Origin of the sequence: Pseudomonas sp. CAN1 (assembly GCF_030462585.1) — a bacterium.
Lineage (GTDB): Bacteria > Pseudomonadota > Gammaproteobacteria > Pseudomonadales > Pseudomonadaceae > Pseudomonas.
Map to the genome: position 1 here is coordinate 304,747 of NZ_JASMRU010000003.1, position 26,177 is coordinate 330,923.

Below are 26,177 nucleotides of genomic sequence, written 5' to 3' on the forward strand. Positions count from 1 at the left end.
GTGGCGCGCGGGCGGCGCGAGAATGCGGGCGACTCTCCGCGGCCTCGAGCCGCCCGAAGCAAGGACTTCCAATGCCCGATTCCGTTGCTGCCGGCCTGCGCCTGGCGCCCGATGAACTGACCCGCCCCTTCACTCCCGAACAGTTTCCCTTCAAGACCACCGAAGAACTGGAGCCTTTCCTGGGCGTGCTCGGACAGGAGCGCGCGGTGGAGGCGCTGCAGTTCGGCGTGGCGATGCCGCGTCCGGGTTACAACGTGTTCGTCATGGGCGAGCCGGGCACCGGACGCTTCTCCTTCGTGCAGCGCTACCTGAAGGCCGAGGGCAAGCGCCTGCCGACGCCGGCCGACTGGGTCTACGTCAACAACTTCGATGATTCGCGCGAGCCGCGGGTGATCGAGCTGCCGCCGGGCAGCGCCGCCGAGTTCGGCGCCGATATCGACCACCTGATCGACAACCTGCTCTCGACCTTCCCCTCGGTATTCGAGAACCCGGCCTACCAGCAGAAGAAGAGCGCCATCGACCGCGCCTTCAACCAGCGTTACGACAAGGCCCTGGACACCGTCGAGCGCCTCGCGCTGGAGAAGGAAGTCGCCCTGTACCGCGACAGCGCCAACATCGCCTTCACCCCGATGAAGGACGGCAAGGCGCTGGATGAAGCCGAATTCGCCCAGTTGCCGGAAGAGGAGCGCGAGCGCTTCCATGCCGACATCGCCGACCTGGAGGAGCACCTCAACGAAGAGCTTTCCAGCCTGCCGCAGTGGAAGCGCGAGTCGAGCAACCAGCTGCGCCAGCTCAACGAAGAAACCATCACCCTGGCGCTGCAGCCGCTGCTGGCGCCGCTGGTGGAGAAGTACAACAACAACTCCGGGGTCAATACCTACCTGCAGGCCATGCAGCTCAACCTGCTGAAGACCGTGGTCGACCAGTTGGTGGACTCCGAGCGCACCGACCCGCAGCGCAAGCAGGGCCTGGAAGAGCAGTACGCGCCGAACCAGGCCATCGCTCACCACGCCACCAGTGGCGCGCCGGTGGTGTTCGAGTCGCACCCGACCTACGACAACCTGTTCGGCCGGATCGAATACGCCTCCGACCAGGGCGCGCTCTACACCAGCTACCGCCAGCTGCGCCCCGGTGCGCTGCACCGCGCCAACGGCGGTTTCCTGGTGCTGGAGGCGGAGAAGCTGCTGAGCGAACCCTTCGTCTGGGACGCCCTCAAGCGCGCGCTGCAATCGCGCCAGCTGAAGATGGAGTCGCCCCTGGCCGAACTGGGTCGCCTCACCGCCATGAGCCTGACGCCCCAGGTGATCCCCCTGAATCTCAAGGTGATCATCATCGGCTCGCGGCAGATCTACTACACGCTGCAGGACCTCGACCCGGACTTCCAGGAGATGTTCCGCGTGCTGGTGGACTTCGACGAGGACATCCCGCTGGCCGAGGACAGCCTCGAACAGTTCGCCCAGTTGCTCAAGACCCGGACTTCCGAGGAAGGCCTGGCACCGCTCAGCCGTGAGGCCGTGGCGCGCCTGGCGACCTACAGCGCCCGTCTGGCCGAACACCAGGGCCGCCTCTCGGCGCGCATCGGTGATCTGTTCCAGCTGGTCAGCGAGGCGGACTTCATCCGCCAGCTGGCCGGCCAGGAAGTGACCGACCTGGGCCACATCGAGCGTGCCCTGAAGGCCAAGGAAACCCGTACCGGTCGCGTGTCGGCGCGAATTCTCGACGACATCCTCGCCGGCATCATCCTGATCGACAGCGAAGGCGCGGCAGTAGGCAAGTGCAACGGCCTGACCGTGCTGGAAGTCGGCGACTCCGCCTTCGGCATGCCCGCGCGCATCTCCGCCACCGTCTATCCGGGCGGCAGCGGCATCGTCGACATCGAGCGCGAGGTCAACCTCGGCCAGCCCATTCACTCCAAGGGCGTGATGATCCTCACCGGCTACCTCGGCAGCCGCTACGCCCAGGAATTCCCCCTGGAGATTTCCGCGAGCATCGCCCTGGAACAGTCCTACGGCTACGTCGACGGCGACAGCGCCTCCCTCGGCGAGGTCTGCACGCTGATCTCCGCGCTGTCGCGCACGCCGCTGCGGCAATGCTTCGCCATCACTGGCTCGATCAACCAGTTCGGTGAAGTGCAGGCGGTCGGCGGGGTCAACGAGAAGATCGAAGGCTTCTTCCGCCTTTGCGAGGCACGGGGCCTGACCGGCGAGCAGGGGGTGATCATCCCGCGCGCCAACGTCGCCACCCTGATGCTCGACGAGCGCGTGCTGCAGGCGGTACGCAACGGCCAGTTCCACATCTACGCCGTGCGCCAGGCCGACGAGGCACTGAGCCTGCTGGTCGGTGAGCCGGCCGGTGCGCCGGATGCCAAGGGGCACTTCCCCAAGGGCAGCGTCAACGCCCGTGTCGTCGAGCGCCTGAAGGAAATCTCCGAGCTGGGCATGGACGAGGAGGAGAAGGAAAAGCCAGCCAAGGAAGCCGCTGCCGCCAAGCCCGCCAGCAAGCCGAAGAAGGCGCCAGCGGAAAAGGCTCCTGCGGAGAAAGCTCCGGTGGAGAAGGCTCCTGTGGAAAAGGAGCGCGCCCGCAAGAAGAAGGACGCCGATTGAGCAGAAGCTGAGCAACTGCTCGCAACCCAGGCGGGGCGCCGCTGCGGCGCTCCTGCCCCCGCACTTTTCACACAGTTGTCCACAGGCTGGGTGGATAAATCCGTGCTTTCGCGTGTCAGAACCTGGGTGTAGTCTCGAACTCAGGACAACCGCGAGGGTGCCGCCATGCCGCGTAACCTCTGCCTTATCCGCCCCTGTCTGGGGCTGACCACGCGCATCGAGTGCGAGATCAGGCCGCTGGCCGGAGAGAATGGACTCTGGACCTTGTTGTGCGCCGCCGGCATGTCCGGTGCGCAGCCCACCGCCATCAAGGCGCAGGGCCCGTTCTTCGGGCCTTTCGTTGCCGAGGGCGTGCTTGAGGCGATCTCCGACTGCCTGGCCCAGCAGGGCTACATCGTGGCAGACGATCCCCCGATCTGGCAGCTGCACTTGCAGGGCGAATTGCGCCGGCTCAACGGCGAACGCTCGCGCCCGCTGGGCAACTTCCAGTCCCGCCCCGAAGGCTGAGGTTTCAGGGCCGAGAGTGGGATTGCGCAGCCCCTGCACAATCCGCTGAAGGCCGCGGGGCGCCTTGTCGCTACGGTTTCATACCGTGGCCGCCCGGATATTTATCCACAGACATATTTATCTATAGAAAGCCGGGATAACTGGCAAAAGCCATCCGCTATACTGCCGCCGCCCTTCCTCTGAGACTTTTCCTACGAGAGCCATGGAACGATTCATCGAGAACTCCCTGTACGCCGCGCGCTGGCTGCTGGCGCCGATCTACATCGGCCTGTCGCTGGCCCTGCTGGCGCTGACCATCAAATTCTTCCAGGAAATCATCCACATCCTGCCGAGCATCTTCTCCATCGCCGAGGCGGACCTGGTGCTGGTGATCCTCTCGCTGATCGACATGGCGCTGGTCGGCGGCCTGCTGGTGATGGTGATGTTCTCCGGCTACGAGAACTTCGTGTCGCAGCTGGACATCGACGAAGGCAAGGAAAAGCTCAACTGGCTGGGCAAGATGGACGCCGGGTCGCTGAAGAACAAGGTGGCCGCGTCCATCGTGGCGATCTCCTCGATCCACCTGCTGCGCATCTTCATGGATGCCAAGAACGTCCCCGACAACAAGCTGATGTGGTACGTGATCATCCACCTCACTTTCGTTCTGTCGGCGTTCGCCATGGGCTACCTCGATAAGCTCACACGCCACGACCACTAAGGCCTCCAGGCTGTTATCCACACCGCCCGGCCGTTGCAAAACGGACGGGCGGTTGCGTTTCGGGCTTGCGGTGAGCGGCTGCTGTACAAGACTTTCCCGCGTGGCTCAACCCGCAGGAGGTGCTGTACATGAATCTGCAGGAACTGACCAATCGGTCCCTCGCCGGCGACATCGACGAGATCAACCTGGTGTCGCTGGAAGGCGATATCTACGTGCTCGAAGCGCGCATGGGCGACCGCTTCTACCCGGTCCACGATGTGGGCGGGCAAGTCGTCAGCGTGCGCTCGGTGGCCCATGCCCGCGAGGTACTGCGTGCGGTGCCGCCGCTGCCGTTCCACCTGGTGCATGCGGTGGTGCATGACGAGATGTGCGGCATGCTCGATGAGCGCGACATCGGCGCCGGGGTCACCATGCCGCTGCGTTAGGCCCGCAGCCCCGGCGGTGGGGGAGGCGAGGCATCTGTGCTAGGCTGGCGGCCCTTTTTTGAACCCCCTAGCGGAGCGCCGCCATGAGCGAACTCAACCTTTCCACCGACGAAGCCCGCGTCAGCTACGGTATCGGCCGTCAGCTGGGCGACCAGCTGCGCGAGAACCCGGTTCCGGGCATGACCCTCGACGCCATCGTGGCCGGCCTGTCCGACGCCTACGCCGGCGCTGACAGCCGCGTGCCGGGCGAAGTCCTCTCCGCCAGCTTCCAGGTGATCCGCGAGCGCATGCAGGCCGAAGCCCAGGCGAAAGCCGAAGCTGCCGCCGCCGTCGGCCGCGAGTACCTGGTGGAAAACGCCAAGCGCGAAGGCGTGACCGTCCTGCCATCCGGCCTGCAGTACGAAGTACTGACCAGCGGCGAAGGCGCCAAGCCGTCCCGCGAAGATACCGTGCGTACCCACTACCACGGCACCCTGGTCGACGGCACTGTCTTCGACAGCTCCTACGATCGCGGCCAGCCGGCCGAATTCCCGGTGGGCGGCGTGATCGCCGGCTGGGTCGAGGCCCTGCAGCTGATGAACGCCGGTAGCAAGTGGCGCCTGCACGTACCGAGCGAGCTGGCCTATGGCGGCCAGGCCGTCGGCAGCATCCCGCCGCACAGCGTGCTGGTGTTCGACGTCGAGCTGCTGGAAATCCTCTGATTTCCCAGAGGTTCGCTGCGCAATGACATCCTTGTCGATTGCGCAGGAAGAGGGGCGCTCAGGCGCCCCTTTGTGCATCCGCCTCCCGGGCGGCGGAGCACCGACGGCGCATCCTGCGCCATCGTAAACAGCGTCTAGCGCAGTGCGCGGGCGTAACAGAACAGGAACAGGTTGCGCACCAGCTCCTTGAGCACCAGCGGCTCGCTGGTATTGAGCTCGGACAGCTCCAGGCCGCCCTGTTCGCGCAGCTCGTCCAGCGCTTCTTCTTCCAGTACCGCGCAGACTTCCCCGGTGTCCCGATGCAGGATGCGCAGGTAGGGGTGCGGGCGATCCAGCCAGGCGTCGATCATGTAGGTCATGGCATGTTCCTCCGTGCAGACTGTTTAATGAGAATAATTCTTATTATCTTAATAGCAAGCCTGAATTGGAAAAATTTTCACGCGGGCGCCTATCCGTTGTTCCCGGTCAAAAGACGGGCAACAAAAAGCCCGCCGCGGCGAACCGGGGCGGGCTTTGGCGAAGCGGCGGATCAGTGCGTGCGGGCGACGGCGAACTCGGCCAGCTCGATCAGCGCGGCGCGGTATTCGTTGTCCGGCAGTGCCTTCAGGCAGTCGACGGCGCGGGCTGCGTACTCGCGGGCCAGGTTGGCGGTGTAGTCCAGCGCGCCGGCGGCTTCCACGGCAGCGCGGATGCCTTCCAGGTCCTGGCTGCCGCCCTGCTGGATGGCCTTGCGCACCAGCGCGGCCTGTTCCAGGGTGCCGTCGCGCATGGTGGCGATCAGCGGCAGGGTGGGCTTGCCTTCGGCCAGGTCGTCGCCGACGTTCTTGCCCAGGCTGGCGGCGTCGCCGCGGTAGTCGAGCAGGTCGTCGACCAACTGGAAGGCTACCCCTAAGGCATCACCGAACAGGCGCAGCGCTTCGGATTGCTCCGGCTGGGCGTTGGCCAGCGCGGCGGCGCTGTGGGTGGAGGCTTCGAAGAGCATCGCGGTCTTGCCGCGGATGACTTCCATGTAGGTTTCTTCGGTGGTGCTGGCGTCGCGGACCTTGGACAGCTGCAGCACTTCGCCTTCGGCGATCACGCGGGTGGCCTGGGAAATGATGCGCATGACCGGCATGGAGCCCAGCTCGACCATCATTTCGAAGGAGCGCGCATAAAGGAAGTCGCCCACCAGCACGCTCGGCGCGTTGCCCCACTGGGCATTGGCGGTGGCGCGGCCGCGGCGCAGGCCGGAGGCGTCGACCACGTCGTCGTGCAGCAGGGTGGAGGTGTGGAGGAATTCGATGGTGGCGGCCAGCAGCTTCAGGTCATCGCCCGAATAGCCCAGCGCCTTGCCGGAGAGGAGCACCAGCAGCGGGCGAAGACGCTTGCCGCCGGCGGAGATGATGTAGTCGCCGATCTTTTCCACCAGGGGAACGCGGGAAGTGAGTTGGCGACGGATAATGCCGTCGACGGCGGTGAAGTCGTCCGCCACCACGCGATAGAAAGCCTGGGGTTGCATTAAAGACAGCGCTCCTCGTAGATTGCGCGGCATGCTAGGTGGCGCTGTTTGGGCTGTCAAGGCAAGGCCCCATGGGGCTTGATCCGCACCGGGGCTTTGCGTACAATCGCGGCCCCGAACTTCCCTGGCATATCCTGCCTTACGCAATTGCACGGGCGTCCTTTCCGGCCCCATGCAGCCATGCCGACCGATTCCTCTTTCTATAAAGCGTCGGGTGAGCAGGTCTAACGGAGACATCCAGATGTACGCAGTAATTGTTACTGGTGGCAAGCAATACAAAGTCACCGAAGGCGAATTCCTCAAGGTCGAGAAACTCGACGTTGCCACCGGCGAAGCGATCAACCTGGATCGTATCCTGCTGGTTGCCAACGGCGATGACGTCAAGATCGGCCTGCCGGTGGTAGAAGGCGCGAAAGTGACTGCAGAAGTGGTTTCCCACGGTCGTCACGATAAAATCCGCATCATCAAGTTCCGCCGCCGCAAGCACCACATGAAGCGTCAGGGCCACCGCCAGTGGTTCACTGAAATCAAGATCACCGGCATCCAGGCCTAATTCCTCTTCAGGAGAATTGACTCATGGCACACAAAAAAGCTGGCGGTAGTACCCGCAACGGCCGCGACTCAGAAAGCAAACGCCTTGGCGTGAAGCTGTTCGGTAGCCAGGCTGTGAAAGCAGGCAACATCATCGTGCGTCAGCGCGGTACCCAGTTCCACGCTGGCTACGGCGTTGGCATGGGCAAGGATCACACCCTGTTCGCTAAAGTCGACGGCGTGATCAAGTTCGAAGTGAAAGGCGCCTTTGGCCGTCGCTATGTAAGCGTCGTCGCTGCCTAAGCGAGCTCTCACTGAAAAAGCCCTGTCTCGCGACGGGGCTTTTTTGTTTCTGGCGTTTCCAGGCGAGGTGCTGTCGGTTCGGGCGTTTGCGCGGACTTGGCTGTATCCTATGCTCCTTTTCTTATTTTCAACCCGCCAGTTCGGCGGGAGGCGTTCGCAATGAAATTCGTCGACGAAGTATCCATCCACGTGAAAGCCGGTGACGGCGGCAACGGCCTCATGAGCTTCCGCCGCGAGAAGTTCATTGAGAAAGGCGGTCCCAACGGCGGTGACGGTGGTGACGGCGGCTCGGTGTACCTCGAGGCCGACGAGAACCTGAATACCCTGGTGGACTATCGCTACACCCGTCGCTTCGACGCCCAGCGCGGCGAGAACGGCGGCAGCAAGGACTGCACTGGCGCCAAGGGTGACGATCTCGTCCTGCCCGTGCCGGTCGGCACCACCATCATCGATGCCAACACCCAGGAAATCATCGGTGACCTGACCACTGCCGGTCAGCGCATCATGGTTGCCCAGGGCGGTTGGCACGGCCTGGGTAACACCCGCTTCAAGTCCAGCACCAACCGCGCGCCGCGCCAGACCACTCCGGGCAAGCCGGGTGATGCGCGTGACCTCAAGCTGGAGCTGAAGGTCCTGGCCGACGTCGGTCTGCTGGGCCTGCCGAACGCAGGCAAGAGCACCTTTATCCGCTCGGTGTCTGCCGCCAAGCCGAAGGTCGCCGACTATCCCTTCACCACCCTGGTGCCGAACCTGGGCGTGGTCAGCGTCGGTCGCTTCAAGAGCTTCGTGGTTGCCGACATTCCCGGCCTGATCGAAGGTGCCGCCGAAGGTGCCGGCCTGGGTATCCGCTTCCTCAAGCACCTGGCGCGTACCCGCCTGCTGCTGCACATCGTCGACATGGCGCCGCTGGACGAAAGCGATCCGGCCGATGCCGCGGAAACCATCGTCCACGAGCTGGAGAAATTCAGCCCGGCGCTGACCGAGCGTGACCGCTGGCTGGTGCTGAACAAGATGGACCAGATCCTCGAGCCCGAGGAGCAGGAGCGTCGCAAGCAGGCAGTGGTCGAGCGACTGGGCTGGGAAGGTCCGGTCTACGTGATCTCCGCCCTGGAACGCAACGGCACCGAGGCCCTGAGCCAGGACATCATGAAGTACCTCGACGAGCGCGCTCTGCGTATCGAGGAAGAGCCGGCCTATGGCGAAGCCCTGGCGGCCCTGGATCAGCGCATCGAAGACGAGGCTCGCGCTCGTCTGCAGGCCCTGGACGATGCGCGTGCCCTGCGTCGTTCCGGTCTGAAGAATGTCGACGATGTGGATGACGATGATTTCGAGGATGACGAAGACGACGGCGACGGTCCGGAAATCTTCTACGTGCCCTGACCGGCGCGTTGTCAGTCCTCTGGTTGTAGCGTGTAGCCCGGCGACCCTGGTTGCCGGGTCCTCCAGTGTTCCCCGTGGATGCGGGGACGAACCGCCTGATTGTTAAGGTTGCGGCTATGCGTGAGAAGGTCACTGGCGCCAAGCGCTGGGTAGTCAAGATTGGCAGTGCGTTGCTGACCGCTGATGGTCGCGGTCTGGATCGCGATGCCATGGCGGTTTGGGTCGAGCAGATGGTCGCGCTGCACTGCGCGGGCGTCGAGCTGGTGCTGGTGTCCTCTGGCGCTGTCGCGGCGGGCATGAGTCGCCTAGGTTGGGTTTCCCGACCGAGTGATATGCACGAGCTGCAGGCGGCTGCTGCGGTGGGGCAAATGGGTCTGGTGCAGGCCTGGGAGTCCAGCTTCGGCGTGCACGGCCTGCAGACCGCGCAGGTGCTGCTGACCCATGACGACCTGTCCGATCGCAAGCGCTACCTGAACGGTCGCAACACTCTGCGTACGCTGGTCGATCTCGGCGTGATCCCGGTGATCAACGAGAACGACACCGTGGTCACCGACGAAATCCGCTTCGGCGACAACGACACCCTGGCGGCGCTGGTGGCCAACCTGGTCGAGGCCGACCTGCTGGTGATCCTTACCGATCGCGACGGCATGTTCGATGCCGACCCGCGCAACAACCCCGATGCCGAGCTGATCTTCGAGGCGCGCGCCGATGACCCTGCCCTGGATGCGGTGGCTGGCGGCACCGGTGGTGCGCTGGGTCGTGGTGGCATGCAGACCAAGCTGCGTGCGGCTCGTCTGGCGGCGCGCTCTGGTGCGCACACTGTCATCGTCGGTGGCCGTATCGAGCGCGTGCTGGATCGTCTGCGTGTCGGTGAGCGTCTCGGCACGCTGCTGACTCCTGAGCAAAGCCGCAAGGCGGCGCGCAAGCAGTGGCTGGCGGGGCACCTGCAGATGCGCGGCACCCTGGTGCTCGACGATGGTGCGGTCAAGGCGATTGCCCAGGATCACAAGAGTCTGTTGCCGGTTGGTGTGAAGGCCGTGCAGGGCGGCTTCCGTCGCGGAGAGATGGTGGTCTGTGTGGATCAGCAGGGTCGCGAGATTGCTCGTGGTCTGGCGAACTACAGCGCTCTCGAAGCGCAGAAGATCATTGGTCAGCCGACCGATGCCATCGAAGGCATGCTGGGCTATGTCGATGGCCCCGAGCTGGTGCATCGCGACAACCTGGTGCTCGTCTGAGGAGATTCTCCATGCGCAAGGGATGGATGGCGGCGCTGATGCTGCTGCCGGCGCTGGCCCGGGCCGACGTGGTCGGCGAGGTGTCCACGGTGTTCAAGTGGGTCGGGCCGAACGACAAGATCGTCGTCGAGGCCTTCGATGATCCGAAGGTGCAGGGTGTCAGTTGTTACCTGTCCCGCGCCAAGACGGGYGGKGTSAAGGGYGGYCTGGGGYTGGCGGAGGATCGCGCCGAGGCGTCGATCTCCTGTCGCCAGGTCGGGCCGATCCGCTTCTCCGGTGAGCTGAAGGATGGCGAGGTGGTCTTCCAGCAGCGCACTTCGCTGGTGTTCAAGACCATGCAGGTGGTGCGCTTCTTCGACAAGAAGCGCAACGCGCTGGTCTATCTGGTCTACAGCGACCGGGTGATCGAGGGCAGTCCGCAGAATGCGGTGACGGCGATTCCGATCATGCCGTGGCCTGAGCAGTAGAAAAGAGAAGGGCGGGTGACCGCCCTTTCTTTTTGCCTGTGCAAAAGTGCGCCTGTGGATAACGGTGCGCTGAACAAATCGCAGGCAATAAAAAAACCGGCCCTGGGGCCGGTTTTTCAAGAACGGAACGCTTACGCGGTGGCCAGGGCCTTCACGTGGGCGTTCAGGCGGCTCTTGTGGCGAGCGGCCTTGTTCTTGTGGATGATGCCTTTGTCAGCCATACGGTCGATGACCGGTACAGCAGCAACCAGAGCGGCCTGGGCCTTCGGCAGGTCCTTGGCGTCGACTGCTTTGACTACGTTCTTGATGTAGGTACGAACCATGGAACGCAGGCTGGCGTTGTGGCTGCGACGCTTCTCAGCCTGTTTGGCGCGTTTTTTGGCGGAAGGTGTGTTGGCCACCGTCGAGCTCCTCGAAAAAAACTTGGGATGTTGCGAATAAATTAAGGCCGCGAATAATGCCGTTGCATCAGGGCCTTGTCAAGGGTATGCGCGGCCTCCGACGAGTGGTGCGACGGGCGCACGCTGTCCGGCGGATGGGGTGATTTATTCGCCCCGCGGCCCTACACTGCTGCGCTTCGCCTGACGGTCGAGCAATCGCTCTAGGCCAGGGCTGCACCTTGCAGGGGCGGCCATTCTACCAGTTCTGGACGCTATGAACCTACTCAAGTCGCTGGCCGCGGTCAGCTCGATGACCATGATCTCGCGGGTGCTCGGCTTCGTGCGCGACACGATTGTCGCCCGCATGTTCGGTGCCGGCATGGCCACCGACGCCTTCTTCGTTGCCTTCAAACTGCCCAACCTGCTGCGCCGCATCTTCGCCGAGGGCGCGTTCTCCCAGGCTTTCGTGCCGATCCTTGCCGAGTACAAGACCCAGCAGGGCGAGGAGGCGACCCGCACCTTCATCGCCTACGTGTCCGGCCTGCTGACCCTGATCCTGGCGCTGGTTACCGCGCTGGGCATGCTCGCCGCGCCCTGGGTGATCTGGGTGACGGCGCCCGGCTTCGTCGACTCGCCGGAGAAGTTCGAGCTCACCAGCTCCCTGCTGCGGGTGACCTTCCCTTATATCCTGCTGATCTCGCTGGCGTCCCTGGCGGGGGCGATCCTCAATACCTGGAACCGCTTCTCGGTGCCGGCCTTCGTGCCGACCCTGCTGAACGTCAGCATGATCCTCTTTGCGCTGTTCCTGACGCCGTACTTCGACCCGCCGATCATGGCGCTGGGCTGGGCGGTGCTCGCTGGTGGCCTGGCGCAGCTGCTCTACCAACTGCCGCACCTGAAGAAGATCGGCATGCTCGTGCTGCCGCGCGTCAATCTGCGTGATTCCGGCGTCTGGCGTGTGCTCAAGCAGATGGGCCCGGCGATCCTCGGCGTCTCGGTCAGCCAGATTTCGCTGATCATCAACACCATCTTCGCTTCCTTCCTGGTCGCCGGTTCGGTGTCCTGGATGTACTACGCGGACCGCCTGATGGAGCTGCCGTCCGGCGTGCTCGGCGTCGCGCTGGGCACCATCCTGCTGCCGTCGTTGGCCAAGACCTACGCCAGCGACGACCGCCACGAGTACTCGCGGCTGATGGACTGGGGCCTGCGTCTGTGCTTCCTGCTGGTGCTGCCGTGCTCCCTGGCGCTGGCGGTGATCGCCGAGCCGCTGACCGTCGCGCTGTTCCAGTACGGCAAGTTCAGTGCCCATGACGCCCTGATGACCCAGCGCGCGCTGATCGCCTACGCGGTCGGCCTGCTCGGCATCATCCTGGTGAAGGTGCTGGCGCCGGGCTTCTATGCGCGGCAGAACATCAAGACGCCGGTGAAGATCGCGCTGTTTACCCTGGTTTCCACCCAGTTGATGAACCTGGTGTTCATCGGCCCGCTCAAGCATGCGGGCCTGGCCCTGGCGATCAGCCTGGCGGCCTGCCTGAATGCCGGCCTGCTGTTCTGGCAGTTGCGCAAGCAGCAACTGTTCGAGCCGCAAGCAGGCTGGGGCAAGTTCATCGGCAAATTAGTCGTATCTGTACTGGTGATGTGCGCCGTGCTGATCGGCATGATGTATTTCATGCCGGCCTGGGATCAGGGCGGTATGCCGATCCGCCTGGTGCGCCTGGGTGCGCTGGTGGTAGCCGGTGTGCTTGCCTATTTCGGTATGCTGGCGCTCCTCGGCTTCCGCCTGCGGGACTTCTCCCGCCGCGCGGTGCTGTAACCTTCGCCGGACAAAGCATTGCATCGGTTTGCGGCGACGGCATTTTGCCTGTCGCATGGCAACGGGTGCAGGTATAATCGACCACTTTCTGAGCAATACGCGCGCTATGCAGCTGCTTCGAGGCCTTCACAACCTGCGGCCCCTGTCCGGGGGCTGTGTCGCCACCATCGGTAACTTCGACGGCGTCCACCTTGGCCACCAGGCGATCCTGGGGCGTCTGCGCGAGCGCTCGCTGGAGCTGGGCGTGCCCAGCTGCGTGGTGATCTTCGAGCCGCAGCCGCGCGAATACTTCGCTCCCGATGCCGCCCCGGTGCGCCTGACGCGCCTGCGCGAGAAGCTCGAACTGCTGCGCCAGTACGGCGTCGACTTCGTTCTCTGCCTGGCCTTCAACCGCCGCCTGCGCGAGCTGTCGGCCGCCGAGTTCGTCCGCCAGGTGCTGGTGGAGGGCCTGCGGGTCCGCCATCTGGAAGTGGGCGACGATTTCCGCTTCGGCTGCGACCGTTCCGGCGACTTCACCTTCCTGGTCAACGCCAGCGCGGAGCAGGGCTTCACCGTCGAAGCCGCGACCACCGTGGAAGTCGACGGCATGCGCGTGAGCAGCTCGCGTATCCGCAAGGACCTGGCCGATGGCGACCTGCACCGGGTCGAGCGCCTGCTGGGTCGTCCGTATCGCCTGAGCGGCCGCGTGCTGCACGGGCAGAAGCTGGGTCGTACGCTGGGTTCGCCCACCGCGAACATCCAGCTCAAGCGCCGCAAGGCGCCGCTCAATGGGGTCTACCTGGTCAGCACGATGGTGGCTGGCCAGCGCCGCAACGGGGTTGCCAACATTGGCACCCGACCGTCCGTGAACGGTGACGGCCAGCCCCACCTGGAAGTGCATCTGCTGGATTTCGCTGGCGATCTCTACGGCCAGCATCTGGACATCACTTTCCACCAGAAGCTGCGTGATGAGCAGCGCTTTGCCTCGCTCGAGGCACTCAAGGCGGCCATCCTCGCCGACATCGCCGCCGCCCGAGCCTTCTGGCTGGGCCAACCGCTTGATTGAAGATCCTGAACAGGCCCTGAGATGACCGATTACAAAGCCACTCTGAACCTTCCCGAAACCGACTTCCCGATGAAAGCCGGCCTGCCGCAGCGCGAGCCGCAAACTCTCAAGCTCTGGAACGACATTGGCCTGTACCAGAAGCTGCGGAAGATTGGCGAAGGTCGCCCGAAATTCATCCTGCACGATGGCCCGCCCTACGCCAACGGCAGCATCCACATCGGTCACGCGGTCAACAAGATCCTCAAGGACATCATCGTCCGCTCCAAGACCCTGGCTGGCTACGACGCCCCCTATGTGCCGGGCTGGGACTGCCACGGCCTGCCGATCGAGCACAAGGTCGAGACCACCCACGGCAAGAACCTGCCAGCGGACAAGACCCGCGAACTGTGCCGCGAATACGCCGCCGAGCAGATCGAGGGTCAGAAGGCCGACTTCATCCGCCTGGGCGTGCTGGGCGAGTGGGACAACCCCTACAAGACCATGAACTTCTCCAACGAGGCCGGCGAAATCCGCGCGCTCGCCGAGATGGTCAAGCAGGGCTTCGTGTTCAAGGGCCTGAAGCCGGTGAACTGGTGCTTCGATTGCGGTTCGGCCCTGGCCGAAGCGGAAGTCGAGTACGCCGACAAGAAGTCCGACGCCATCGACGTCGCCTTCCCGGTGGAAGATGAAGGCAAACTGGCCGCCGCCTTCGGCCTGGCCAGCCTGCCGAAGCCGACCGCCATCGTCATCTGGACCACCACCCCCTGGACCATCCCGGCCAACCAGGCGCTGAACGTCCACCCGGAATTCACCTATGCGCTGGTCGACACCGGCGAGCGCCTGCTGGTGCTGGCCGAGGAACTGGTCGAGTCGAGCCTGGCCCGCTACGGCCTGGAAGGCCAGGTCATCGCCACCGCCCAGGGCGAGGCGCTGGACCTGATCCGCTTCCGCCATCCTTTCTACGAGCGCTTCTCGCCGGTCTACCTGGCCGAGTACGTCGAGCTGGGCGCTGGCACCGGCGTGGTTCACTCCGCCCCGGCCTACGGCGAGGACGACTTCCGTACCTGCAAGCAGTACGGCATGAGCAATGACGACATCCTCAGCCCGGTGCAGAGCAATGGCGTTTATGTGGCCGACCTGCCGTTCTTCGGCGGCCAGTTCATCTGGAAAGCCAACCCGAATATCGTCGCCAAGCTCGATGAAGTCGGCGCGCTGCTCAAGCACGCCAGCATCAGCCACAGCTACATGCACTGCTGGCGCCACAAGACCCCGCTGATCTACCGCGCCACCGCGCAGTGGTTCGTCGGCATGGACAAGCAGCCGCAGACCGGCGCCACCCTGCGCGAGCGCGCGCTGGAAGCCATCACCGAAACCGAGTTCGTGCCCAACTGGGGCCAGGCGCGCCTGCACGGCATGATCGCCGGTCGTCCGGACTGGTGCATCTCGCGTCAGCGCAACTGGGGCGTACCGATCCCGTTCTTCCTGCACAAGGCCACCGGCGAGCTGCACCCGCGCACCGTCGAGCTGATGGAAGCCGTCGCCCAGCGCGTCGAGAAGGAAGGCATCGAGGCCTGGTTCAAGCTCGACGCTGCCGAACTGCTGGGCGATGAAGCCGCGCAGTACGACAAGATCAACGACACCCTGGACGTCTGGTTCGACTCCGGCACCACTCACTGGCACGTGCTGCGTGGCTCCCACGCCGAGCTCGGCCACACCAGCGGTCCGGTCGCCGACCTCTACCTGGAAGGCTCTGACCAGCACCGCGGCTGGTTCCACTCGTCCCTGTTGACCGGCTGCGCCATCGACGGCCACGCGCCGTACCGCCAACTGCTGACCCACGGCTTCACCGTCGATGAGTCCGGCCGCAAGATGTCCAAGTCCCTGGGTAACACCGTGGTGCCGCAGACCGTGATCGACAGCATGGGCGCCGACATTTTGCGCCTGTGGGTCGCGTCCACCGACTACTCCGGTGAGATCGCCGTTTCCCAGCAGATCCTCCAGCGTAGCGCCGACGCCTATCGTCGTATCCGCAATACCACGCGCTTCCTGCTGTCCAACCTGTCCGGCTTCGATCCGGCCAAGGACCTGCTGCCCAACGACCAGCTGCTGGCCCTGGACCGCTGGGCCATCGACCGCGCCCTGCAGCTGCAGCGCGAGCTGGAAGAGGCTTACCGCGACTACCGCTTCTGGAACGTCTACTCCAAGGTGCACAACTTCTGCGTGCAGGAGCTGGGCGGCTTCTACCTGGACATCATCAAGGACCGCCAGTACACCACCCAGGAGAACAGCGTTGCCCGCCGTTCCTGCCAGACCGCGCTGTTCCACATCGCCGAGGCCCTGGTGCGCTGGATCGCGCCGATCATGGCGTTCACCGCCGAAGAGATCTGGAGCTTCATGCCGGGCGAGCGCGCCGAGTCGGTGATGCTCAGCACCTGGTACGACGGTCTCTCCGAGCTGCCGGCCGATGCCGAGCTGGATCGCGCCTACTGGGACGAAGTCATGGCTGCCAAGGCTGCCGTGAACAAGGAACTGGAAAACCTGCGCAGTGCCAAGACCATCGGCGGCAACCTGCAGGCCGAGATCACCCTCTACGCCGAAGACTCCCTGGCCAAGCGCCTGGAGAAGCTGGGCAACGAGCTGCGCTTCGTGCTGATCACCTCTGCCGCCACCGTGGCGCCGCTGGCCGATGCGCCGGCCGATGCGGTCGAGAGCGAACTGCCGGGCCTGAAGCTGAAGGTGGTCAAGTCCGCCCACGCCAAGTGCGGCCGCTGCTGGCACTTCCGCGCCGACGTTGGCAGCCATGCCGCGCACCCGGAACTGTGCGGCCGTTGCGTCGAGAACATCGAAGGTGCGGGCGAGGTGCGTCACTATGCCTAATGCCGATCGCTTCGGCCGCCTGCCCTGGCTGTGGATCACCGTGCTGGTGTTCGTCCTGGATCAGGTCAGCAAGGCCTTCTTCCAGGCCGAATTGAGCATGTACCAGCAGATCGTGGTCATCCCTGACCTGTTCAGCTGGACCCTGGCCTACAACACCGGCGCCGCGTTCAGCTTCCTGGCCGACAGCTCGGGCTGGCAGCGCTGGCTGTTCGCCCTGATCGCCATCGTCGTCAGCGTCGTGCTGCTGGTCTGGCTCAAGCGCCTCAAGCGTGGCGAGACCTGGCTGGCCATCGCCCTGGCTCTGGTGCTGGGCGGCGCGCTGGGCAACCTGTACGACCGCATGGTCCTGGGGCACGTAGTGGACTTCATCCTCGTGCACTGGCAGGACCGCTGGCGCTTCCCGGCCTTCAACCTGGCCGACAGCGCCATTACCGTCGGTGCCATCATGCTGGCGCTGGACATGTTCAAATCGAAGAAATCCGGAGAGACCGCCAATGGCTGATTCTTCTGACACCATTCAGCGCATCGGCAGCGACTCCAGGGTCACCCTGCACTTCGCCCTGAAACTGGATGACGGCAACGTCGTCGACAGCACCTTCGACAAGCAGCCGGCTACCTTCAAGGTCGGCGACGGCAACCTGCTGCCGGGCTTCGAGCAGGCGCTGTTCGGCCTCAAGGCCGGTGACAAGCGCACCCTGACCATCGAGCCGGAGCAGGGCTTCGGCCAGCCGAACCCGGCCAATCTGCAGGTGATGCCGCGCGACCAGTTCCAGGACATGGAACTCGCCGAAGGTCTGCTGGTGATCTTCAACGATGCCGCCAAGACCGAGCTGCCAGGTGTTGTGAAAGAGTTCGACGAGCAGCACGTCACCATCGATTTCAACCATCCGCTGGCCGGTAAAACGCTGGCGTTTGAAGTGGATATTATCGACGTACAACCAGCCTGATTGGCTGCGCGGCCCGCCGCTGGCGGGCCGTTACGCTCCAGGCGAAGTATTCCTACCGGCCCCTTGTGGGCCGGCTTGCGTAGCACCCGAGGCCACCATGCAAATCAAACTCGCCAATCCCCGCGGCTTCTGTGCCGGCGTCGACCGGGCGATCGAGATCGTCAACCGCGCCCTCGATGTCTTCGGCCCGCCGATCTACGTGCGCCATGAAGTGGTGCACAACAAGTTCGTGGTGGAGAACCTGCGCAACCGTGGCGCCGTGTTCGTCGAGGAACTCGACCAGGTGCCGGACGACACCATCGTCATCTTCAGCGCCCACGGCGTTTCCCAGGCGGTACGCAAGGAAGCCGAGAGCCGCGGCCTGAAGGTCTTCGACGCCACCTGCCCGCTGGTGACCAAGGTGCACCTGGAAGTCGTGCGCTACAGCCGCGACGGTCATGAATGCATCCTGATCGGCCACGAAGGCCACCCGGAAGTCGAAGGCACCATGGGCCAGTACGACGCCTCCAACGGCGGCGCCATCTACCTGGTGGAAGACGAGGCAGACGTTGCCGCGCTGGAAGTGCGCAATCCCGAGGCGCTGCACTTCGTCACCCAGACCACCCTGTCGATGGACGACACCTCCAAGGTGATTGACGCCCTGCGCGAAAAATTCCCTGCGATCATGGGCCCGCGCAAGAACGACATCTGCTACGCCACCCAGAACCGCCAGGATGCGGTGAAGGAACTGGCCGACCAGTGCGACCTGGTGCTGGTAGTGGGCAGCCCGAACAGCTCCAACTCCAACCGCCTGCGCGAGCTGGCCGAGCGCATGGGCACCCCCGGCTACCTGATCGATGGCGCCGAGGACATGCAGAAGGAGTGGTTCGACGGCGTGCAACGCATCGGCATCACCGCCGGCGCGTCAGCTCCGGAAGTGCTGGTGCGTGGCGTTATCCAGCAGCTGCGCGACTGGGGCGCCGAACCCGAAGTGGAGCTGGATGGGCGCGAAGAGAACATTACTTTCTCGATGCCCAAGGAGCTGCGGGTCAAGGCGATCTGAGCCGAGCCTCGCAAGCGGACAAGAAAAAGCCCGATCGGTTGATCGGGCTTTTTTGTTGCTCGCGGAATTATCTCCAGCAGTCGTTGACACTGGCACCTGTCGCGCTGACGCCCTTAGTTCCTGCTGCGTCGAGGGTAAGGTTGCCGCACTTGGTGTCCTTGGCCTGAACGCCCTGAGGCGTTGCGGTCAGCGTGTAGGTGTTGGTGCCACTGACCGACAGTGCATACTTGCCCGTATCAGATGCAATTGATGTGGAGCTACCCGTTCCGGTGGTATTGCGCATTCCCAGCTTGCCAAGATCTGCGGCGCTGGTGACGTAAGCGTAGTTCTGGGCGTAATAGCGTTCCTGGCGGGCGGCAGCATCGTTGAGCATCGCCTGCCCCTCTGCGCGATTCCCGCGCAAGATGTAGCTCTGGTAGCTCGGATAGGCGACGGCTGCCAGGATGGCGACAATGGCCGCAGTGACCATCAGTTCAATCAGGGTGAAGCCGTACTGGTTTCTCATCTTGCTTCCTCGGGAATAACTCGCCAGGTCTGGCGCCCGGTGGAGGTGGGACCGGAGCTGTACATCATGCCGCTGCCCAGGCCGGGGGACGTGTAGATTTCGCCATTGTTAGTGGTGAAGCCACCGGCGCCGGGCTTCTTGTAGCCGGATACCACGACGTTTCCGCTGCCATAGGTGTCGCCGTCGCTGATCGTCTTGTCGTTGTTCAAGTCGAACACGTTGTAGCGGGTGCGTCCACCGGTGTAGGGATCAAGGCCGTAGATCCAGGAGTCGACGCCTTCCTTGCAGGGGTCGGCGTTGGGAGTCAGCGTGTTGGCCAGCAGCGTGGTGCCACGGGTCGCCATCGGGTTGATCATCATCTCGCCGCTCAGGGTACTCGAACCGTCGATCTTCAGGTCCAGCACCCAACCCCACTTGCTCACACTGCTGTCGGCAGTGTCAGTGGCGCCAGTGGTATACCACTGGATCGAATTCTGGCTGACAGTGCGGATGCCTTCCACGTTGGTGTTGGCAGCAAACGGATTGCTTGCGGCTTCTTCGGTGATGGTCTGGCTGACGAGGTTGGTGCGAGCCAGTACCGTGGAGGGCGCCGAAGTGCTTTGAGCCCGGGTTTTCCTGTCCCAGATCCCGTAGATGCTCTGTGCACGCGTCGAGTCGACGTTGCCGTCGGTGGTCTCGAAATACTTGCCAGTGCCGAAGATCACCAGATAGCCAAGGGTCGTCGGATGGCGTACCAGCGACGGCGCAGCCATGATGGTCTGCCCGGTTGCGCCGCTGCCGCGACTGTCCTTGGCGGAGTAGATCGGCTTGCCGCCATAGGAAATGGCGAAGTCATTGGCATTGCTCGCCGAGTCGCTGATGCCGCCCGTGCCGCGTTTGAACGGATCGGTTCCGGTGCCGTCCCGCGCACTCGCCGGGAACAGATCGAAGCGCCACATGTTGCCCTGCAGGTCGCCTGCATAGGCATAGTCAGCGACGCCATCACTGTTGTTGTCGGCCAGCTTCACGCTGGACATGCCGTTGGCCTTGGTATTGTCGCCGGTGACGACCAGCTCCCTGATCATGTCGCCGGTCTGCACGTCGAGAATCATCAGCGAGGCCTTGTCGGCGTCGGTGGCGCTCTGGTTGCCGTAACCATTGCCAGTGACTACTGCCCATTTGCCATTGTGCAGGCGGGCGATGGACGGCGTCGGGAAGGTGTAGCCCATGTTGGTGTAAGTGCTGCTGGTGTCGAAGCTCTTCTCCCAGAGCAGGGTGATGGCATTGGGATTGGTGATGTCCAGGGCGAACATCGAACGACCGCCAGCGCGCAGGGTGCCGACCAGGACGGTATGCCAGGCATCGCCGTAGTAGACGTCCGAGACCACCGGAGTGCCGTCCACATAGAACTGGTGAGCGCCGCCCTTGTACTTCTTGGCCGGCAGCTTGTAGAGGTTTTCGATCACTGCCGTAGGCACGTAAGCGAATACTTCTGCGCCGGTGCGGGTATCGAAGCCGTGCAGCATGCCGTCGTTGCCGCCTACGTAGACCATTGGCCGGCGTGCAGGGTTGGTGCCGTCAGCGCTATTGGCGGTGCGGAAGGCGGCGTATTTGCTGGTGCCGTCCGTGGTGGCGCCATCGATGGCGTCGGCCAGATAAGCCAGGTACTTGGGCGTTCCGACCAGGACCGGCGAGGAGTTGATGATGTCGCCGACCACGCTGCTGCGCTCGCGGAACTGGTTGCTGGCGCTGCCCTCGTTGCCCTGGTCACCGCGAACGTAGGCGACGCGTTGCGCACCGCGGGTATCGGCGGTGGAGTTGGTAGTGTCGTAGTCGCGGTTGAGCAGGGTCTGTTGCGCGGCGCTGAGGTTGTCCCAGGTGAAGTCCTTCAGCTTGCTGGTGCCGCTGCTGCTGAACATCTTGATATTGCGCCCGGAAGCCTGCACGCCGTTGAGGGTAGTCGCCAGGTCCCAGGACTGGGTGCGTGCGCCGTTGCCGTCGATGGTGTATTTGATCAGGTTGCCGGACCAGTCCTCGCTGTTGAACTGGGTCTCGTAGACCTCGCGAGTGATGGTGTCCTCCACCACCGAGGCGGTCACGCCTGGGGCGCTGGCCGAGGCCGTGCGGTTACTGATGCGGTTGATGATGGTGCGGAAGGCTTCGACGATCTTGTCCGGACTGTCGGCGCTGAAGAATTCGCCGCGGGAGTTGATCGCGGTGTGCCAGAGGTCGTAGACGTTGTTGGCGCTGTCGGCGCTGGCAGCGGGCCAGGCCGTACCGTTCTTCAGCGCCGTATAGCCGGCACCGCCATAAGTATCGCCGCTCCAGGGAATGCCAGGTTTGTCCAGGGCGCTGGTCAGGCCCAGCCCGATCGTGTAGTTGACCAGATGCTGCCAGGTGGCCGGGTCGTTGCGGGGGTCCCAGTATTCGGCAGTGGCATCGCTGGTGTTGGGGGCAACCAGCAGCGGTTTCACATCGTTGTCCAGATTGGTATTGGCGTCGGTTGCCCAATAATGGAATGCCAGATCCGCCAGGGTGTTCTGTGTGGAGTCGTTGAACGGTGCCTGCTTGCTGTAGGTCTTGCTGTCGGGCAGCGTGGTGTTGCTCTGGTCAGGTTTGAGCGTTGCACTGGTTGTGCCGTTATCGCCGTTCCACATGCCGTCGGTCATCATGATCTGGTAACTCGGCCGGCATGCGTAGGTGGGGCTCTGCACGGTCGTGCCACGTCCGCCATTGGCGGTGAATGGGTTGGGATCGTAAGCCCAGGCATCGTTGCTCTTGAGGAACTCGCCGGCACGGCTCATTGCCTGGCGCAGCGAGGTACCATTGACGAAGGGGACACCAGAGAGCCAGGTGAAGAAGTTGCCGCGGTGCTGGTCGGAGAACTTGCGGAAGTAGTTCGTGCCGCAGCTGCTGGAGTTCAGCGTCGTACAGTCGTTCAGGGTCTGCCAGGTCAGGCGGATGCTGCTCGGCAGGCTGTTGAAGGCCAGGTTGGCGGCGCTCAGCGTGGCCAGCGCACGGGTGCGGTAGAAGGAGTACCAGATGGCGAAGTTCAGGCGCTCGTCAGTGTTGCCGACGCCGGAGGTTGCGCTCACCGTGACCAGCCGATAGCAGTTGTCATCGGCGGTGCTCGAGGTGCAGCCGGTCAGGGTAGTGTCATAGACGTAGTAGTAAGCCGGCACTCTGGCCTGAGTCTTGTCAGCGCTCTTGGTCGTAACGGTTGTCGTGGTGGTGGTGCTGGTGGCAACCGTCACCTTGTAGCGCAGGCGGGTGCCACTGCCGGAGGCATCGCAACGTATGTTGGAGTACGTCGTCGTGGTGCTCGTATCCGTGGTGGTGGTTGATCCGTCGTTGGCAGTCGTCGTATTCGAGTTCGTCGAGTTGCTCGGCGAAATACTGCCAGGGCAGGTCCGGGAGCTGCTGTCGTAAACGTAGTTGTTATTGGTTGTAGCCGGTGAGGTCGAGCTGTTCTGGCTCAGTACTTTCGGTGCGAAGTCAGCGTCCGGGTTCTGTACATACTGGCGCCATCCATAGACCGCATCAGTGGCGGTGAAGCTGGTGCTCGGTGCAATCGCGGGATCGGAGTTACGCGTCACCCAATACGAACTGCTCAGGTCCGTGGTCCCGGTGCTGGTCTTGAACCCGTTGGAGTAGGCAGCGGTGAACGCGGTGCTGTAGCCGGGGTTGGCGCGCGAGCCGTCGCTGTTGACCTTGGTGGGAACCAGGTAGGTCACGGCCGGGTTGTAGTACATCGGGTTGAACACCGCTGCCTTGAAGCGGCGGTAGGCGCCGTTGTCACCCATGCTGTCCGGCGCGAAGGCGTAGCGCATGCTGCCGGAGTCATCAAGGGTGAGGACCAGGTTCGGCGCTACCGACTCCGAAAGGATCAGTGGCGATTGCGCAATGCTCAGCAGCGTGGCCTGGGCCTGTTGCGTGGCGCTGAACAGAGCGGAGCTCAGCAGCAGGCTGAGTGCGGCCTTGCGGGAGAAAGTCCTGGTTTTCATCAACGGTCACCGTTGTCGAAGAGTTTTGCGGTGGTCGAACGCAGGTAGGTGGCGTTGCTGGTGGCCGTGGTGGTGGCCTTGGCGTTGACTTCGTAACGGAAGGTGCCGGTCTGGTTCATCATGTTGCCGTATTCGGGGTTCTCCGCTTCGCCTGATTCGGCGCCGCCCGGAGCGGGCAGGGCGTACCACAGCACGGGGACGGTGCTGTCTGGCTGGGTACCGTCCTTGGGGTAGTAGGCGCGCGAGAGGTTGGCAGTGCCAAACAACAGCGAGTAGGTCGCGGCGTTATTTCGAAGCGTCAGCAAGCACGGGTCCGGCACTGCGCCCGCCGCTGCCGCCGCGCAGGTACTGGTCGGCTCCAGCGGCCGCAGCCGGTTGACCATGGAGTACTCACCGTCGCGCAAACCAGCCTCGGCGCTGTTGGCCAGGCGTTGCTGCTCGACGAAATTGGCGGTGATGCGCGACTCAAGCGCGACTTCGCGAGTGCTGGAGAGCGCCAGGATGGTGACCAGCAGGAGGATGATCAGCGCGATGAACAACGACGCGCCTTTCTGCTTTTGCCGCGAGCCTGAAGAGGTGTGATGGGGCCGGGCGGTCATCATGGCGTAAGGTTCCTGAGGGTGACGGTGTTCTGGCTGAACTGGTAGAGCTGGCTCTTGTCGGCGTTTTTCAGCGCAGTAACTTCGGCTGCAGTGGCGCCGCTGTAGTTCTTCCAATTCAACAGGGCGTCGTCGACGGAACTGGCATCACGCACATAGTTGCCGGTGCTGCGGGTCAGGGTGACGAAGCGTACCGCCAGGATCGGCTGGGTTGTCGTAGGACTGGCCAGGTACTGCGTGACGTTGCGTGGACTGGCTGCGCTGCCCACGCCGAAGATGAAACGCAGGTCAGCCAGGCCGCCCATCATCACCGCATCCTTGGGCTGGCCTCCGCTGACCTGACGCGTGCAGACGAGGTTGTTGTTGGCGCTGTCGAACCAGATGCGCTCAATGAAGTTCTCGGTCGACTTGGTGTAAGGCGAGGTGAAATTGGCAGCCGTACCAACGGCAGTGCCCTGGCAGTCACGATCATTGCTATCGCGAGGCTGATAGCGGATGCACACCGATGTGGCGCTGATGCGCATCACGGTCTGGCCGGTGGTGAAGTTGCAGCCAGACAGGTTCTCGGCCGGGAAGGCATTTTCCATCGGCTCATCGGGGCGGCGACGGTAGCCCGCCTTGGCCAGTTCCTGTTGCAGGAAGATCAGCGCATAACGCGAGCCCTCCTGGTTCTCCGACTGGCTCTGCTGGAAGCTGTAGCTGCGCTTGTTGTCGATGTAGATCTGCGTCACCCCGATGATCAGAAAGCTGCTGATGGCAAGTGCCACCATCAGTTCGATCATCGACAGGCCGCGCTGCAGGTATCGATTATTCATCGCGAGTTCCTAGATTTCCGTACGCAGGCGGTAGTAACAGGTGGTGGCCGTGCTGTTATCCATGCACTCACCAGCCTTCACCGTCCAGGCCAGTTGGATCTCCACAGCCGAGCCGTTGCCACAGCTGTTGGCATTGAGAGAGCGGCAGACGTAGAAGTCGCTGGTGAGCAGCGAACTCGCCCCTGGCAGCAGCTTGCCGGCCTTCTGCCCCCAGCAGGCCAGTTGCTCGGCTGGGACGTTGGTCGTGCTACTGCATCCCGCGGAGGGGGCATCGGGGAATGCGCTGTTGGCGGCCTTGTAGAATCCCGAACTGGCTGGCAGGCCGGTGGGATTGGCGCGAATCATCTCCATCAAATCATTGGCCAGTGCGGCAGCGGTATTGCGTTGCACCGAGTCCTGCGTGTAATTCACGGTCCGACCTTGCAGGGCGACCATGCCCAGTACGCCGATGCAGACCAGCACCAGCGTAATCAGCACTTCGATCATGCTGAAGCCGCGTGTTTTCTTCATCGTGAACCTCACGAGGCAGTGCAGGAGCTCAGGGCGGCAGTGCCATCCTTGCCCTGGGCGTTGAGTCGAACGAATCCGCTGGTCTGGACACTCAGCTTGTAGCCGGTGGCTGCCGCGTTGTTGGTGCAGGCAACCAGGCTGGCGGTGGCGCTGGCAGTGCCGTTGGATCGGAAAGTGAGGCTGGTCACCGTGGCGGATATGGTCACGCTGCTGGGGGGGGTGAACGACCGGAGGACGGTTGCATTGGCGTCAGTGCAGCTCTTGCGCACAGACCAGACACCGCTGCTGACACAGATGTTCATGCTCTGGTTGTTCTGGACGGCGATGCTTCGCGCGTACTGAATCAGGCTAACCAGCTCGTTGCTGGCGGATTGCAGGCGGGAGTTGGTAAGAGAAGTGTTGAAGCTCGGCAGCGCGATGCTGGCAAAAATTGCCAGTAGCACTACCACAATCATCAACTCTATCAGCGTAAACCCCGCCGATGCCTTGGGCCGCGACATAGGCGCATTCCTCACATTTTCGATAGCGGCAATGCTGCCCGTTCTTGTGGGAAATGTCCTTTTTCTATGGATGACCGTTCGCGATACGGCGATATCCGGTCACGGCTGTGAAGGATGTGTGAAGCCCATCGCAGAGGGAGTGAGAGGTCGGTCAGCGCGGGCAGAGAGTCTCGGTCGCGCCACTCTCGGTGCGAATGCGGCCGGCCTTGTTGATCACGATGCGAAAACTGCTATCGCCGTCGCCGCAGAGGGTGAGCGTGCCGGAGTGAAAGGCGCCGTTGGGCTGGATGCTGTTGCCGCGTGAGGTGAAGTGGATGTAGCGGCGCGAGGTGCTGTCGGTCTGGATCTGTCGAATACCCAGCGGTCCATGGATGATGAGCGGTGGATTGGCCGGAGCGCGTACACCACGATTGTCCGGGTCGACGAAGACCTCCCAGCCCGAGGTCCAGTTGCCTTCCAGCGGTGCGATGGTCAGTGGTTGCCCGCTGTGCACGGCGGATTCGCGGGCGAAATCCAGTGTGCTGCGCAAGTCCTGGGTGGCGGTGCTCGCCTTGTGGTTGCTCAGCAGTTCGCTGAAGGACGGCGCGGCAATCGACAGGGCGATGGCCAGGATCGCGACGGTGAAGAGCAGTTCGACCAGCGTGACGCCCCGATTCCTCGGCATGCCTGGCTCCCGGTTGAGTGAGGTGCCGGGAAGTATTGGTCGGGAGGCGACGAATGCCCTTATTCGAGTTGGACGGCGCTTGTAGGAGCGGTCCGATGCCGCAGCGACTTCTGTCGTGCTCCGTCGTGGGTTCTTGCCCGGTATAGTGTGCGGCTGGCGATTGGCCTTGGA

At 63.5% G+C, this 26,177-nt stretch carries 26 protein-coding genes; 16 read left to right on the forward strand and 10 right to left on the reverse strand.

The genetic code is table 11. The annotated features are described in order from the left end of the window. Nucleotides 1–71: 71 nt before the first annotated feature. The 5 genes from QO207_RS06980 to QO207_RS07000 all read left to right on the forward strand — a co-directional run bounded on the left by QO207_RS06980 (nucleotide 72) and on the right by QO207_RS07000 (nucleotide 4,933). Nucleotides 72–2,603, forward strand: a complete 2,532-nt coding sequence (locus tag QO207_RS06980) for a Lon protease family protein (RefSeq protein ID WP_301531761.1) — start codon at nucleotides 72–74, stop codon at nucleotides 2,601–2,603. A gap of 165 nt (nucleotides 2,604–2,768) precedes the next feature. Next, nucleotides 2,769–3,110: a hypothetical protein gene (locus tag QO207_RS06985; RefSeq protein ID WP_301531762.1), complete on the forward strand. Its 342-nt coding sequence runs from the start codon at nucleotides 2,769–2,771 to the stop codon at nucleotides 3,108–3,110. Nucleotides 3,111–3,312: 202 nt separating this feature from the next. After that, a complete protein-coding gene (locus QO207_RS06990) occupies nucleotides 3,313–3,807 on the forward strand; it encodes a TIGR00645 family protein (protein WP_184592380.1) in 495 nt (164 codons plus the stop codon). Nucleotides 3,808–3,935: 128 nt separating this feature from the next. Further along, a complete protein-coding gene (locus QO207_RS06995) occupies nucleotides 3,936–4,232 on the forward strand; it encodes a DUF6482 family protein (RefSeq protein ID WP_301531763.1) in 297 nt (98 codons plus the stop codon). An 83-nt stretch (nucleotides 4,233–4,315) separates the two neighbouring features. Beyond that, nucleotides 4,316–4,933, forward strand: a complete 618-nt coding sequence (locus tag QO207_RS07000) for an FKBP-type peptidyl-prolyl cis-trans isomerase (protein WP_301531764.1) — start codon at nucleotides 4,316–4,318, stop codon at nucleotides 4,931–4,933. A 134-nt stretch (nucleotides 4,934–5,067) separates the two neighbouring features. Here the strand turns inward: QO207_RS07000 and QO207_RS07005 are convergent, their stop codons facing one another. Then, entirely contained in the window at nucleotides 5,068–5,292 is a 225-nt protein-coding gene (locus QO207_RS07005; protein WP_045217230.1) for a hypothetical protein, read from the reverse strand. A 170-nt stretch (nucleotides 5,293–5,462) separates the two neighbouring features. Then, complete coding sequence (locus QO207_RS07010; RefSeq protein ID WP_301531765.1) at nucleotides 5,463–6,431, reverse strand: polyprenyl synthetase family protein; 969 nt, start codon at nucleotides 6,429–6,431, stop codon at nucleotides 5,463–5,465. Between the two features lie 241 nt (nucleotides 6,432–6,672). Here QO207_RS07010 and rplU point away from each other — a divergent pair, with 241 nt between their 5' ends. From rplU to QO207_RS07035, 5 genes are all read left to right on the forward strand, one after another. Beyond that, nucleotides 6,673–6,984 carry a 50S ribosomal protein L21 gene (rplU, locus tag QO207_RS07015; RefSeq protein ID WP_138212169.1) on the forward strand — a complete coding sequence of 104 codons (312 nt, stop codon included), beginning with the start codon at nucleotides 6,673–6,675 and terminating at the stop codon, nucleotides 6,982–6,984. Between the two features lie 23 nt (nucleotides 6,985–7,007). Next, entirely contained in the window at nucleotides 7,008–7,265 is a 258-nt protein-coding gene (rpmA, locus tag QO207_RS07020) for a 50S ribosomal protein L27 (protein WP_017521622.1), read from the forward strand. Nucleotides 7,266–7,424: 159 nt separating this feature from the next. Continuing rightward, nucleotides 7,425–8,645 carry an Obg family GTPase CgtA gene (cgtA, locus tag QO207_RS07025; protein ID WP_301531766.1) on the forward strand — a complete coding sequence of 407 codons (1,221 nt, stop codon included), beginning with the start codon at nucleotides 7,425–7,427 and terminating at the stop codon, nucleotides 8,643–8,645. A gap of 116 nt (nucleotides 8,646–8,761) precedes the next feature. Then, the gene (proB, locus tag QO207_RS07030) at nucleotides 8,762–9,880 is read left to right on the forward strand and encodes a glutamate 5-kinase (RefSeq protein ID WP_301531767.1); all 1,119 of its coding nucleotides are present in this window, start codon (nucleotides 8,762–8,764) and stop codon (nucleotides 9,878–9,880) included. 11 nt (nucleotides 9,881–9,891) lie between these two features. Further along, nucleotides 9,892–10,347: a CreA family protein gene (locus QO207_RS07035; protein ID WP_301531768.1), complete on the forward strand. Its 456-nt coding sequence runs from the start codon at nucleotides 9,892–9,894 to the stop codon at nucleotides 10,345–10,347. A 131-nt stretch (nucleotides 10,348–10,478) separates the two neighbouring features. On the opposite strand, the gene rpsT is transcribed toward QO207_RS07035, so the two are convergent. Further along, on the reverse strand, nucleotides 10,479–10,748 hold the full coding sequence (gene rpsT, locus QO207_RS07040; protein ID WP_009617555.1) for a 30S ribosomal protein S20: 270 nt from the start codon (nucleotides 10,746–10,748) through the stop codon (nucleotides 10,479–10,481). A 253-nt stretch (nucleotides 10,749–11,001) separates the two neighbouring features. Between rpsT and murJ the strand changes: the two genes are divergently transcribed. The 6 genes from murJ (at nucleotide 11,002) to ispH (ending at nucleotide 18,430) form a co-directional block, all read left to right on the forward strand. Next, nucleotides 11,002–12,540, forward strand: coding sequence for a murein biosynthesis integral membrane protein MurJ (gene murJ / locus QO207_RS07045; RefSeq protein WP_301531769.1), 1,539 nt, complete (start codon nucleotides 11,002–11,004; stop codon nucleotides 12,538–12,540). A 106-nt stretch (nucleotides 12,541–12,646) separates the two neighbouring features. After that, nucleotides 12,647–13,585, forward strand: coding sequence for a bifunctional riboflavin kinase/FAD synthetase (gene ribF / locus QO207_RS07050; RefSeq protein WP_301531770.1), 939 nt, complete (start codon nucleotides 12,647–12,649; stop codon nucleotides 13,583–13,585). Nucleotides 13,586–13,606: 21 nt separating this feature from the next. Beyond that, nucleotides 13,607–16,441: an isoleucine--tRNA ligase gene (gene ileS / locus QO207_RS07055; protein ID WP_301531771.1), complete on the forward strand. Its 2,835-nt coding sequence runs from the start codon at nucleotides 13,607–13,609 to the stop codon at nucleotides 16,439–16,441. Then, nucleotides 16,434–16,943: a signal peptidase II gene (gene lspA / locus QO207_RS07060; RefSeq protein WP_301531772.1), complete on the forward strand. Its 510-nt coding sequence runs from the start codon at nucleotides 16,434–16,436 to the stop codon at nucleotides 16,941–16,943. The genes ileS and lspA overlap by 8 nt, the downstream gene beginning before the upstream one ends. Further along, the gene (gene fkpB / locus QO207_RS07065) at nucleotides 16,936–17,388 is read left to right on the forward strand and encodes an FKBP-type peptidyl-prolyl cis-trans isomerase (RefSeq protein ID WP_301531773.1); all 453 of its coding nucleotides are present in this window, start codon (nucleotides 16,936–16,938) and stop codon (nucleotides 17,386–17,388) included. Before lspA ends, fkpB begins: the two co-directional genes overlap by 8 nt. 97 nt (nucleotides 17,389–17,485) lie before the next feature. Then, complete coding sequence (gene ispH, locus QO207_RS07070; protein ID WP_301531774.1) at nucleotides 17,486–18,430, forward strand: 4-hydroxy-3-methylbut-2-enyl diphosphate reductase; 945 nt, start codon at nucleotides 17,486–17,488, stop codon at nucleotides 18,428–18,430. 67 nt (nucleotides 18,431–18,497) lie between these two features. On the opposite strand, the gene QO207_RS07075 is transcribed toward ispH, so the two are convergent. The 7 genes from QO207_RS07075 to QO207_RS07105 form a co-directional block, all read right to left on the reverse strand. After that, complete coding sequence (locus tag QO207_RS07075; RefSeq protein WP_301531775.1) at nucleotides 18,498–18,935, reverse strand: type IV pilin protein; 438 nt, start codon at nucleotides 18,933–18,935, stop codon at nucleotides 18,498–18,500. Continuing rightward, nucleotides 18,932–22,918: a pilus assembly protein gene (locus tag QO207_RS07080; protein ID WP_301531776.1), complete on the reverse strand. Its 3,987-nt coding sequence runs from the start codon at nucleotides 22,916–22,918 to the stop codon at nucleotides 18,932–18,934. Before QO207_RS07080 ends, QO207_RS07075 begins: the two co-directional genes overlap by 4 nt. Continuing rightward, the gene (locus tag QO207_RS07085; protein WP_301531777.1) at nucleotides 22,918–23,520 is read right to left on the reverse strand and encodes a PilX N-terminal domain-containing pilus assembly protein; all 603 of its coding nucleotides are present in this window, start codon (nucleotides 23,518–23,520) and stop codon (nucleotides 22,918–22,920) included. The genes QO207_RS07080 and QO207_RS07085 overlap by 1 nt, the downstream gene beginning before the upstream one ends. After that, the gene (locus QO207_RS07090; RefSeq protein ID WP_301531778.1) at nucleotides 23,517–24,332 is read right to left on the reverse strand and encodes a PilW family protein; all 816 of its coding nucleotides are present in this window, start codon (nucleotides 24,330–24,332) and stop codon (nucleotides 23,517–23,519) included. Before QO207_RS07090 ends, QO207_RS07085 begins: the two co-directional genes overlap by 4 nt. Before the next feature lie 9 nt (nucleotides 24,333–24,341). Then, nucleotides 24,342–24,842 carry a type IV pilus modification protein PilV gene (gene pilV / locus QO207_RS07095; RefSeq protein ID WP_301531779.1) on the reverse strand — a complete coding sequence of 167 codons (501 nt, stop codon included), beginning with the start codon at nucleotides 24,840–24,842 and terminating at the stop codon, nucleotides 24,342–24,344. Nucleotides 24,843–24,850: 8 nt separating this feature from the next. Beyond that, nucleotides 24,851–25,342, reverse strand: coding sequence for a GspH/FimT family pseudopilin (locus tag QO207_RS07100; protein WP_301531780.1), 492 nt, complete (start codon nucleotides 25,340–25,342; stop codon nucleotides 24,851–24,853). 151 nt (nucleotides 25,343–25,493) lie between these two features. Next, nucleotides 25,494–26,006 (reverse strand): GspH/FimT family pseudopilin, encoded by a 513-nt coding sequence (locus QO207_RS07105; protein WP_301531781.1) that lies wholly within the window; start codon nucleotides 26,004–26,006, stop codon nucleotides 25,494–25,496. Between the last annotated feature and the right edge of the window lie 171 nt (nucleotides 26,007–26,177).

Coding starts and splice junctions, on each gene's coding strand:
- lspA (WP_301531772.1), top strand. CDS start 16,434: ATGCCTAATGCCGATCGCTTCGGCCGCCTGCCCTGGCTGTGGATCACC.
- QO207_RS07085 (WP_301531777.1), bottom strand. CDS start 23,520: ATGATGACCGCCCGGCCCCATCACACCTCTTCAGGCTCGCGGCAAAAG.
- rpmA (WP_017521622.1), top strand. CDS start 7,008: ATGGCACACAAAAAAGCTGGCGGTAGTACCCGCAACGGCCGCGACTCA.
- ileS (WP_301531771.1), top strand. CDS start 13,607: ATGACCGATTACAAAGCCACTCTGAACCTTCCCGAAACCGACTTCCCG.
- QO207_RS07000 (WP_301531764.1), top strand. CDS start 4,316: ATGAGCGAACTCAACCTTTCCACCGACGAAGCCCGCGTCAGCTACGGT.
- QO207_RS07105 (WP_301531781.1), bottom strand. CDS start 26,006: ATGCCGAGGAATCGGGGCGTCACGCTGGTCGAACTGCTCTTCACCGTC.
- QO207_RS07080 (WP_301531776.1), bottom strand. CDS start 22,918: ATGAAAACCAGGACTTTCTCCCGCAAGGCCGCACTCAGCCTGCTGCTG.
- QO207_RS06990 (WP_184592380.1), top strand. CDS start 3,313: ATGGAACGATTCATCGAGAACTCCCTGTACGCCGCGCGCTGGCTGCTG.
- QO207_RS06995 (WP_301531763.1), top strand. CDS start 3,936: ATGAATCTGCAGGAACTGACCAATCGGTCCCTCGCCGGCGACATCGAC.
- rplU (WP_138212169.1), top strand. CDS start 6,673: ATGTACGCAGTAATTGTTACTGGTGGCAAGCAATACAAAGTCACCGAA.
- QO207_RS07010 (WP_301531765.1), bottom strand. CDS start 6,431: ATGCAACCCCAGGCTTTCTATCGCGTGGTGGCGGACGACTTCACCGCC.
- QO207_RS07005 (WP_045217230.1), bottom strand. CDS start 5,292: ATGACCTACATGATCGACGCCTGGCTGGATCGCCCGCACCCCTACCTG.
- cgtA (WP_301531766.1), top strand. CDS start 7,425: ATGAAATTCGTCGACGAAGTATCCATCCACGTGAAAGCCGGTGACGGC.
- QO207_RS06980 (WP_301531761.1), top strand. CDS start 72: ATGCCCGATTCCGTTGCTGCCGGCCTGCGCCTGGCGCCCGATGAACTG.
- murJ (WP_301531769.1), top strand. CDS start 11,002: ATGAACCTACTCAAGTCGCTGGCCGCGGTCAGCTCGATGACCATGATC.
- QO207_RS07090 (WP_301531778.1), bottom strand. CDS start 24,332: ATGAATAATCGATACCTGCAGCGCGGCCTGTCGATGATCGAACTGATG.
- ribF (WP_301531770.1), top strand. CDS start 12,647: ATGCAGCTGCTTCGAGGCCTTCACAACCTGCGGCCCCTGTCCGGGGGC.
- fkpB (WP_301531773.1), top strand. CDS start 16,936: ATGGCTGATTCTTCTGACACCATTCAGCGCATCGGCAGCGACTCCAGG.
- QO207_RS07100 (WP_301531780.1), bottom strand. CDS start 25,342: ATGTCGCGGCCCAAGGCATCGGCGGGGTTTACGCTGATAGAGTTGATG.
- QO207_RS06985 (WP_301531762.1), top strand. CDS start 2,769: ATGCCGCGTAACCTCTGCCTTATCCGCCCCTGTCTGGGGCTGACCACG.
- pilV (WP_301531779.1), bottom strand. CDS start 24,842: ATGAAGAAAACACGCGGCTTCAGCATGATCGAAGTGCTGATTACGCTG.
- proB (WP_301531767.1), top strand. CDS start 8,762: ATGCGTGAGAAGGTCACTGGCGCCAAGCGCTGGGTAGTCAAGATTGGC.
- ispH (WP_301531774.1), top strand. CDS start 17,486: ATGCAAATCAAACTCGCCAATCCCCGCGGCTTCTGTGCCGGCGTCGAC.
- QO207_RS07075 (WP_301531775.1), bottom strand. CDS start 18,935: ATGAGAAACCAGTACGGCTTCACCCTGATTGAACTGATGGTCACTGCG.